General features: G+C 72.0%; 5 protein-coding genes. 2 read left to right on the top strand and 3 right to left on the bottom strand.

Going from position 1 to position 9,538, the window contains the following annotated elements; translation table 11 throughout:
- Positions 1 to 491: 491 nt before the first annotated feature.
- Positions 492 to 758 (top strand): hypothetical protein, encoded by a 267-nt coding sequence (locus tag OHB44_RS33045; protein ID WP_330439275.1) that lies wholly within the window; start codon positions 492 to 494, stop codon positions 756 to 758.
- Positions 759 to 895: 137 nt separating this feature from the next.
- Here the strand turns inward: OHB44_RS33045 and OHB44_RS33040 are convergent, their stop codons facing one another.
- Positions 896 to 2,716, bottom strand: a complete 1,821-nt coding sequence (locus OHB44_RS33040) for a VanW family protein (protein WP_330439273.1) — start codon at positions 2,714 to 2,716, stop codon at positions 896 to 898.
- A 182-nt stretch (positions 2,717 to 2,898) separates the two neighbouring features.
- Between OHB44_RS33040 and nudC the strand changes: the two genes are divergently transcribed.
- Positions 2,899 to 3,816: an NAD(+) diphosphatase gene (nudC, locus tag OHB44_RS33035; protein ID WP_266304183.1), complete on the top strand. Its 918-nt coding sequence runs from the start codon at positions 2,899 to 2,901 to the stop codon at positions 3,814 to 3,816.
- Here nudC and OHB44_RS33030 read toward each other — a convergent pair.
- Together OHB44_RS33030 and OHB44_RS33025 are read right to left on the bottom strand one after the other, a co-directional pair.
- Complete coding sequence (locus OHB44_RS33030) at positions 3,713 to 5,053, bottom strand: lipopolysaccharide biosynthesis protein (RefSeq protein ID WP_442932642.1); 1,341 nt, start codon at positions 5,051 to 5,053, stop codon at positions 3,713 to 3,715. The two genes, nudC and OHB44_RS33030, sit on opposite strands and share 104 nt — an antisense overlap.
- Entirely contained in the window at positions 5,050 to 9,498 is a 4,449-nt protein-coding gene (locus OHB44_RS33025) for an alpha-(1->3)-arabinofuranosyltransferase (protein WP_330439272.1), read from the bottom strand. Before OHB44_RS33025 ends, OHB44_RS33030 begins: the two co-directional genes overlap by 4 nt.
- Positions 9,499 to 9,538 lie beyond the last annotated feature (40 nt).

Raw genomic sequence — 9,538 nt, 5'->3', positions numbered from 1 at the left:
ATAAGGCCACCCCTAACGGGGTGGCCTTATCTGCGTTTCCCCTTTCCCGCGTTTCCTCGTGTGGTTGATCGGCCGGGTCTCCCCGGTCTCCGCGGGCTATCGGATGACCGGTGGGGCCGGGTCTGGGGTCCGAGCTGCCCTGAGGCAGGCAAGGTCACGCTCGATCCTGGTTGTCGTGGCCTCAGCTGCGTTGGGACACCACTACATCCAGGATGTTGCACGATCTTGCGGCCGGCGGACCGGCGACGACCGGGCCAGGCGACGGTCAGCGAGCCTGCTGTCAGCAGCTCAGCAGCTCAGCAGCTCAGCAGCTCAGCAGCTCAGCAGCTCAGCAGCTCAGCAGGTCTGGGATCTCCCCCGCGCCCACTCTCCCCCGCGATCTTGCAGTTTGTGCGGCGACAAATCGCCTCAGACTTCGCGTTACGACGACAGAAAGTGCAAGATCGCGGCGGTTCAGGGCTGGGTCTGGCGCCCAGGGTTAGGCTCGGCCCGTGGATGAGGTCCTGGTGTTTGTGGTGTTCACGGGCTGCGTGGCCGCGGTCCTGGGTACCCTCTGGTGGCTCGCGTCCCGGGTGCGTCGTCGCGGTATCGGTGGTGAGGTAATGGGTCCGTTCGAGGAGATGTGGCACCCCGCGGCGCACCGGTTCCGGGCCGAGATCCGGGTGCAGGAGAGTCGTACGGTCCCGATGCCACCGCAGGGCGGCAAGCGCGATGGCCACGGCGGCAACGCCGGCGACCCGACCCCCGACCTGAGCTGACCCCGGACCTGAGCTGGACCCGGAGCAGGGCTGGACCCGGAGCAGGGCTGACCCCCGACCTGAGCTGGACCCGGAGCAGGGCTGGACCCGGAGCAGGGCGGACCTCACGGCGGGATCGACCCGCACCGGGTGAGCCCTTAGGACGGTTTGGGCCCGCAGACGTAGCGGGGTTCCGCGTCGTAGCGCCAGGTGAACTTCTCCCGCTTGACCACGGTGCCGCCCTTCTTGATGACCCGGAAGGCGTCCTGGGTGAAGCCGTTGATGCCGTTGGTCTCGATGCACGAGGGGCCGGGAGACAGGTGGATCTGCTTCGGCGTCGTGATGTTGCGGCGCGGCCCGTACTCGGTCTTCACGCTGTCGTAGATCTTCGTGCTCCAGATCGACACGGTGATCGTGCTGGACGTGTACGACGTGTCGATGAGTACGCCGTACTCGGTGTTGTTGCGGAACTTGAAGTCCAGGTTCGGCCAGAAGATCGTGGACTCGATGACGGCCGGGTACCTGTCGAACCAGTACGAGTGCGGCTTGTGCTCGACGTCCTCCAAGCCGGCGTAGTACGTCGCGTTGAACAGCGTGGTGGTGAACTGCGAGGTGCCGCCGCCGACGCCCGGCACCAGCTTGCCGTCGAGGATGACAGGTGCGTCCCGGTAGCCCTGGGCGTAGCCGCGCTCGCCGGTGTGCCCGTTGAGCGAGAACGTCTTTCCAGGTAGGACGACGGTGCCGTCCACCTTCCGCGCGATGGTCGCGATGTTCTGGCTGCGCGATGAGGCCATGCCACCGGTGAACCGGGTGGTGAAGGTCGACACCCGCTCCTTGATGCCCAGGCCGGCGAGCTTCTCCGCGGTCAGCTGCGGCGGTGTCGGCTTCAACTCGCCGGTCACCTCGCGGCCCTCCGCCCTGGGTAGGACGGCCAGCAGGTCTCGACTGAGGGCTGCCGTGTCCAGCTGCTGCCCGGATCGCCCCTCCATGGCTGTGGGTCGGCCACCGGAAATCGTCATCGTGGCGTCCTTCGGCGGCACCTCGATGGCGGCCAGTTTGTCGCCGAGCGCCGCCCGCAGCCGCTTGACGTCCACCGAGGGGGTGAGCTTGCCGGTCTTGTCGGTGCTGAACCGGAGGCTCTTCGCGATGGCGGCGGGCGGGATCGACACCTGGCCCTTGTTGGTGCGCAGGGTGACCGGTGCGGCGACCGCCGGCTTCGCCAGCTCACTGACCATCCGGTCCAACTCCTCCGGAGTGGTCGCCGGGTGGGTCTCCACCAGGGGCACGGTGACCGGGGCGCCGGCCAACCAGCCGGTGCGGACCACCTCGGCGGAACGCTCCGGGTTCAGAGCCAGCCCGGGCTTGGGTTGTACGACCTTCGGCGTGGTGCCCTTATAGGTGATCGCCGGCATCGTCATGCCCTGGGCCTGGTCGCCGAGCACCTTACGGAGCGCGTCGTCCAACCGGGCCGCGTCGACTGTCACCACGGGCTCGACGGTGCGGGAGCCGACCAACCGGCTGACCGGGTGCGCGTCGGCCTCGGCTGCTGCGGCGACGGTCGCCGGCACGTCGACGGTCAGCCCCACGTCGGCGGGGTTGATCTCGGCGGTGCGCCCGTCGACGGTGACCTTCAGCGGCGTGGCGAGAGTTGCCGCCCGCCGGTCCAGCTCTGCCCGCAGTTCCCGGTCGGCGTCCGCGCGGCTCCGGCCGCCCAGTTCGGTGCCGAGCACGCTGGTGCCACGGGGGACGTCACCGGCGTACGCCCAGGCACCGGCGCCCGCCACGGCGGCGAGGACGCCACCGGTGATGCCGGCGGCGAGCATCATGCGCACCCGACGCGGCCGGCGCGGGCCGCCGTCCGGCTCGCCGGGAGTGGCTGTGCTGACCGGCTCAGGTCCGTCGTCCGGCCAGGTGACCGCGGTGACCTGCACTGTGGGCCGGTCGTCGGCGGGTGGACTGTTTTCGCCGTACAGCGTCACTGCAACCTCGATCGCCAGGGTGCCGCGGGAGGTCCTCCCTCCCGGAGGCACCTACGGTAACGAATGCCCGGCCCTCCTCGTTGGCTACGCCCACCAGGCGCTGCTACCGCGTGTCGTTCGGCGTGTCGCACCGGTCCGGGGGCGGTGCCGACGACCCACCGCCGACGTGGCACGGTGACCGGGTGGACACTGCGGAGCGGGTGTTGGCGTACGGGGGCGGATCGCTGGACCGGGCGGGACCGTTGCGCACCGATCCGACGCGGTTGGATGCGCTGCTCACCGAGTCGACCACAGTGCTGTTGCCGCTGTGGCGTGACCGTTGTCTCGTCGACGGACACGGGCCGATCCGGCTCAGCGCGGAGCGCGCGGCGCTGGTCCGGTCCGCCGTCGGCGAGACAGTCTTCCTGGGGCTCGACGGGGAAGCCGCCGTGTTCGCGGCTGACCTCTCCGCGCTCCCCGAGCGGTCCGCCGTCGAGATGGCCGGTGCGGTGCGGTCCGTCGACGTGCGGGCACTGGTCGGGCGGATCGAGCCCGGGGACGCGTCAGTCCTGGCGTACGCCAGGGGTTTGTTGCACTGGCACCGGCAGCAGCGATTCTGCGGGACGTGCGGCGCGCCGGCGGTCGCCGGCGGCGGCGGGCACCTGCGGACGTGTGCCGGCACCGAATGCGGACGTCTGCTGTTCCCCCGGATCGAGCCGGCCATCATCGTGTTGGTCGAGGCACCCGGTCGGCCGGGGCGCTGTCTGCTGGCCCGGCACGCGGGTGCGGCCGAGGACGCGTACTCGACGCTGGCCGGCTTCGTCGAGATCGGCGAGAGCCTGGAGGACGCGGTCCGTCGTGAGATGGGCGAGGAGGCGGGCGTGACAGTCACCGACGTGACCTACCAGGGGTCACAGGCATGGCCGTTCCCCGCCGGCCTGATGGTGGGCTTCCGGGCCACCGCCACCTCCGACGAGGTACGCGTGGACGGCGAGGAGTTGTTGGAGGCGCGCTGGTTCACCCGGGCGGAGCTGCGGGACCGGGTGGCCTCGGGTCGTCCGCTCGGTCGGGTGGACTCGATCGACCACCGACTGCTGACGGACTGGCTTGAAGAGGACTAGTCGGCTCGGTCGCCGGAACCGGCGCGGGCCGACGGGCTGTCACCGCCATCAGCGCTGTGGTGACGATGGCAGTGCCCAGTGCCGCGAGGAGGAGACCGGGGACGGTGTGCGGCCGAAGGGTCGCGGTGACGGCCACCAGGCCGGCCACCCCCACCCACAGTGGTGCCGCCGCCCAGCGTGCGCCGGCCGCGAGGCGGTCGTTGAGCAGCACGAACGTCACCGCGTAGAGCGCACCGACCGCCGCGAAGACTGGTGCGTACCGGCCCAGGTGGTCGTAGTCGGGCCCACCGGCGAGGCGGAACGCGAGTCCTCCGGCGAGCGTCGAGGCGAGGACCAGAATCACGCCACACCCGCCTGTCACAGCGAGCGCAACCGTTCGGCTGCGCCGGTCGCCGCGGGCCAGCCGCGGTAGGGCGAGGACGGCGGCGACCTGCGGTGCCCAGAGCGCGCCCTTGCTCAGGACGGTGCCGACCGAGTACGCCCCGGAATCCGACGGGGACAGCAGTTGCCGGGACAGCAGCAGGTCGGCGTAGGAGACGACGAGCATCGCCAGGGTCGCGCCGCCGCCGGCAACGACCTGAGCGACGGTCAACCGTGGGGCGGTGGACGACCGTCGGGGCTCGCGGGCGAGTCGGGCCAGCACCGCTGGGGTGAGGGCGGCGGTCAACGCGCCGACCGCCAGCGCGCCGGTCGGTCCCGCGTCGAGCAGCAACCCGGCGATCACGCCGCCGTAGCGGCCGGCGGCGAGCAGCGCCATCCCGATGGCGAGTCGTACGAAGCGTTGGCCACCCTGCAACTCTCCGAGCGATCGGGAGGAGAGCACTATCGCCGCGGTGGTGACCGCGAGCAGCGCGGGCATCTCGACCGGGAGATCCAGGGCGGTGACCAGCAGTGGTGTCGCCGCGACGAGGGTTACCGCGCACACTGCGGCGGTGACGGCGGTGAGCCGCCGAGTGTCGGAGGCGCCGTGCCGGGCGCGGTGCACGGCGACGGCCAGTTGCAGGCCGAGCCCTGGCACACCGACGATCGCCACCAGACCCAGGGCGGTGGCGAGCGCGCTGAGGTCGGCCGGGTCGAGCCGCCGGGCGGCCAGGACCGGCACCAGGTAGGCCAGGCCGTTGACCAGGACCCCGGCCAGTGTGACGCTGAGTCCGGCAGCGCCGAGGCCCGTGCTCCATCCGCGTGCCAGCTCCGTCTGGGCCGTCTTCTGCCGACGGACGGGTCGTCGGGGGCTCACGTGATCTCGGAGAAGGTCGGAAGCTGCCCGTCGGCCGGCCCGGCCGCCGGGCCGGGTCTCGCCGGCTCGGTCGGGTCGTGATCGGCCGGGTCGTGATCGGCCGCGTCCGGCTCGCTGGTGTCCTGCTCAGCCACAACAGGCGCGGTGGCGTCGGGCTCGGTCGTCTCCCGCGTCGGTCCCGCCATGACCGCCGCAACGGCTGCGGTCGCGGCGGTCGGCCTGGCCCGGCGTACGGGCCGCCGTCGGGCGGCGGTGGAGAGCCAGAGGGCGCCCAGGGCGACGACGATGGTGAGTTGCACGAGCGCGTCGGTGTTCCGCCGCGTCGAGTCGAGGTAGAGCAACCCGGCGAGCAGGACGAGCGCGCCGGGCAGCCAGGTCTCGACGGCCCGGCTGATCGTCCTGGCCCGGCGTGGGTCGGCCGGCCAGGGCAGGCGGCGTGAGCCGGGTACCGCCAGCATGAATCCCGCCGCGACCAGCAGGCCGCCGATGAGGCCACTCCACAGCACCAGCGCGGCGGCCCCGACGGCCAGCAGCGGCAGCGAGCGGGTGACCCGACGTCGGCCGCGCGGTGGGACGGTCGCCGGGGTTCGCCCGGTGGGCTGTCGGGCGGGCACCACAGCGAGCAGGATCACCACCGCGAGCAGGATGCCGCCGAGGAGAAGCCCCGCCCGGTACGGCGTGTCCGGTGCGAAACGCAACAGCACCTCTCCGGAGGTGCCGGCGGGAAGGATCCAGCCCTGCTGCCAACCGTCCACCACCAGTGGTTTCAGCGTCCGCCCGCCGAGGGTGGCCTGCCAGCCGGTGTTGGTGTTCTCCCGTACGGCGAGCACCCGGTCGACGGGGTGACTGGCCACCCGTACCCGTCGCTCGGTGGCCGCCCAGGACTCGATCTCGGTGACGCTGGCGCTGGCGTTGGCGGTCGCCGGGGCGGGAGTGGTCGTCTTCGGTACCAGGGCGACCCTCGTGGGCCAGGCCAGCTTGCCCGGGGTGGTGACGATGCGGTGCTCCCCGCGGCCCAGGTCAAGCTGCCGGGGCGTGTCCCGGCCGCACGGCGTCACCGGCATCTCGCGCATCTCCAGCAGGTCGCGGAGCGTGCCGCGCAGCGTGGTGGTGACCCGTGCCGCGCCGATCTGGAGCGTCGGCCCCGATCCGCAGGCCAGCGTCAGGGGTGCGTCGGGGCGCGGTCCGACGGTGGGCGCTCCGGGTAGCACCGTCACCTCGCCGACCGCGACGGGCAACCGCTCCGGCAACCGCAGCTTGTACGGGTCGGTGCTGGTGGCGGACGGCTTGTCGAGGAACTGGATGGTGATCTCGTCGGTCCGCATCGGCGGGTCCAGGCGGAGCAGCCCGTCGTCGCCGAGCAGGCTGCTGCGGAAGCCGTCGTCGCCGACCACCCGCACACTGCCGAGACGGGTGGCGGGTGTCTTGTCGTCGACCGAGAAGCGGAGACCGGTGATGGTCTGCGGCTTGAGCCACTTGAGTCGCAGGATCGGTGCCTCGTCGTCGATCGCCGGTGACCAGCTGGTGGCCGGGTCTCCGTCGAGTGCCGCCCCGGCCCGGCCGGTCGGGTCGGGCACCGCCGTCGAGGAGGCGCTGATCTGCGCCGCGAGGCGCAACGGCTGCGCGTCGGTCACCAGCTTGTCGAGGGCGTTGTCCAGGTCAGGGCCGGCTGTGGGTCGTGCCCACAGCTTGGCGTCGTACGCGCCGGCCGCCGGCAGGGTCACTGTCCGGTCGATGGTGGACCCGTCCTCGGAACCACGGATGGCGTCGGTGGAGCAGCGCGGGTAGCCGTCGACGGAGAAGCAGGCCGGTGTCGTGGGTGCCGCGGACACGACGACGGCCGCCGGCCGGTCGGTGACCGGTGCGGTGGGCAGGACCAGGGTGCGGCTGGTCTGGATGCCCGGGATCTTGATCTCGGCGACACCGACCGAGCCGTTTCCGAACGGGCGCAGGTCGTACGCGCTGTCTACCGAGACCCGGACCTCGCGGGTGGCGTGGACGCCGGGCAGTTCGAACACCATGTGGTCGCTGAACTGTTCGACGGTGCTGCTCTCGTACCCGGCGCTGACGGTCACCGTCGTGGGCAGGGCATCGGCCTTCAGGTCGAACCACACCTCGACCCGGGTGACAGTCGTCGGGTCGGCGAGGCTCACCTCGATCCACTGTTGGTCGCTGGGCGAGTACGGCGCGGACTGCCAGGAGGTCGCCGGGTTGCCGTCCATCGCCGCGTACGGCTGGTGCTCGGGGCGGGCACCGCCGGGGGAGCCCACCTGCGAACGGGCGGTGGAGGTGCGGATCGCGTCGATGCCCTCGAAGCGGGCGACGGTGGAGTGCTCCGCGCCCCACTCGGGCAGGTAGTCGTGGGCGGGCGCGGTGACCTCGAAGGTGTCGTCGGCGGTCAACGTCTGGGAGGTGTTGTCACGCAGCCCGCCGAACGACACGTCCCGCCTGCGCAGACCATCGGTGATCGCCACCGGTCCGGCGACGTCGGCTGTCGACGCGTCGCCGGCCAGGACGGTGGGCGCCGAGCCGAGTTGCCCCGCCGCGGCGAGGTCGAGCAGTGATTCCGGGCCACCGACCACTGTGGTCACGTCGGACCTGTCGTAGGCGACGACCGGCTCGACGGGCCGGTCGACCCGGTAGACCTCCAGCGCCCGGACGGGCACGTCGAGCCCGTGGTCGCGGAACTCGTCGGGGGACGAGGGCCCGCCGCGCAGGGGGCCGAAGGACGTGACGCGGGTCAAGCCGGGTGAGCGCTCCAGCGCCTGCCGGACCACCGCTGGGCGCGCCGTGTCGGAGCGGCCATGGTCGAGGTCGGCGCGGAACAGGACGTGACTGATTCCGGATCGGGCCAGCAGATCCGCCAGGCCGGTCGACCCGGCGCCGGTGGCGAGCGTCGACTCGATCACGTCCAGCAGTCGGATCGTGGTCGGTGGGGTGAAGGGAATGGCGTTGCGTACTGCCCACCGGCTGTTGAGCAGCGGCTGAGTGATCTCGTCCGTGGTGTTGCCCCAGTCGTACGACGGGAAACGCGCTCCGGGTACGACGAGCACCCGCCCGCGTCCCGTGTTCGCGTCGAGCCAGTCGGTGGCGTCGTGCCAGTAGCCGGGCACCTCCTTGACGGCGCCCGGGGTGGCGAGACCACCTGCGAGGGCGGGCGTGGCGACCGCCGTGACGGCGACGATCGCGGCACCGGCGGTCAGCCAGGCGCGTGCGACGGTTCGCGGACGGTGCCGCGCGGGCGCGGTGCGCGCAGCCCGGACGGCCAGCCCGATCAGGTGCGCCATGCCCAGGCACAGGGGCAGGCGGAGCAGGACGTCGAACTTGTGCACGTTGCGCAGGGGTGCGCCGACACCGTCGAGGAACTCCCGTTGCGGCCCGGCGAGGATGTTCGGCAGGTCGCCGACGTGCCCGAGACCGACGAGCGCGACGCCGAGCACCAGACCGGTGATGAGGAACCGGCGGTGCGGCATCCCCCGTCGGGACAGCCCGAGGACACCGAGGGCGGCGACCGCCAGGGTGGCGGCGACCAGCACCGCCTCGTTGGCGAGTCGCGCACCGGACGGGATGGTCGGTCCGAACGGGGAGGCCAGGTAGGCGACCCAGTAGGAGGCGCCGCGCAGTGTGGTCACCCCGTCGGTGACGCTGGTGGTGTTTCGGGCGGTCTCGATGTAGTCCAGGAAGGGTGGGCTGTATCGCCCGAGGACCAGCAGCGGAACCAACCACCACGCGGTGGCCAGGGCCACCGCGCCACACCAGGCGGCGATGGCGGTGACCCGCCGGCGTACGGGCTGGACGGTGGCGAGCCAGAGCACTGCCAGTGGCACCACGGCGAACACGGCGGTGGCGTTGACCCCACCGGCGCAGGCGACGGCGATGGCCGACGCGGCGACGGCACGTCGCAGTCGCGTGCCCGCGGCGAGACCGACCAGTGGAATGAGCACCCAGGGGGCGACGGCGCTGGGCCAGGCTTCCACCGAGGACCAGCCGAGCTGGGTGAGGATGCGCGGTGACAGCGCGAAGGCGACGCCGGCGATCATGCGCCCGGCGGGCGTTCCGATGGTGAGCCGACCCGCCAGGCGTACGGCCCCCAGGTAGGCGACACAGAAGAGCAGCGCCCACCACAGCCGCTGCACCACCCACGGCGCGAGGCCGGACTCCGACCCGAGCAGGAAGAACGGGCCCATCGGCCAGAGATAGCCGTACGCCTGGTTCTGTAGTTGACCGAACGTGCCGGTGGGGTCCCACAGGTGCAGTGAGCGGAGCAGCCACCCGGCCGGGTTGACGTTCAGGTCGACCTTGGTGTCCGGGACGACCTGGCCCGGGGCCTGCTGGAAGGCGAGGGCGGTGAGAGCGATGCAGATGACCAGGTGCCGGAACCGTCGGGCCGTGTGCCGGCTCCGGCTGGACCCCGGAGCGGCGCCACTGGCCACCTCTGCACGCATTTCGGCTCCTGTCTTCACCGGCCGGACGCGCACCTGCAGC

This window comes from Micromonospora sp. NBC_00821 (assembly GCF_036347035.1).
Lineage (GTDB): Bacteria > Actinomycetota > Actinomycetes > Mycobacteriales > Micromonosporaceae > Micromonospora > Micromonospora hortensis.
This window is presented reverse-complemented; position numbering and strand designations above follow the sequence as displayed.

Excerpts from the sequence above, each read along its gene's own strand:
- OHB44_RS33025 (WP_330439272.1), bottom strand. The coding sequence starts at position 9,498 with ATGCGTGCAGAGGTGGCCAGTGGCGCCGCTCCGGGGTCCAGCCGGAGC.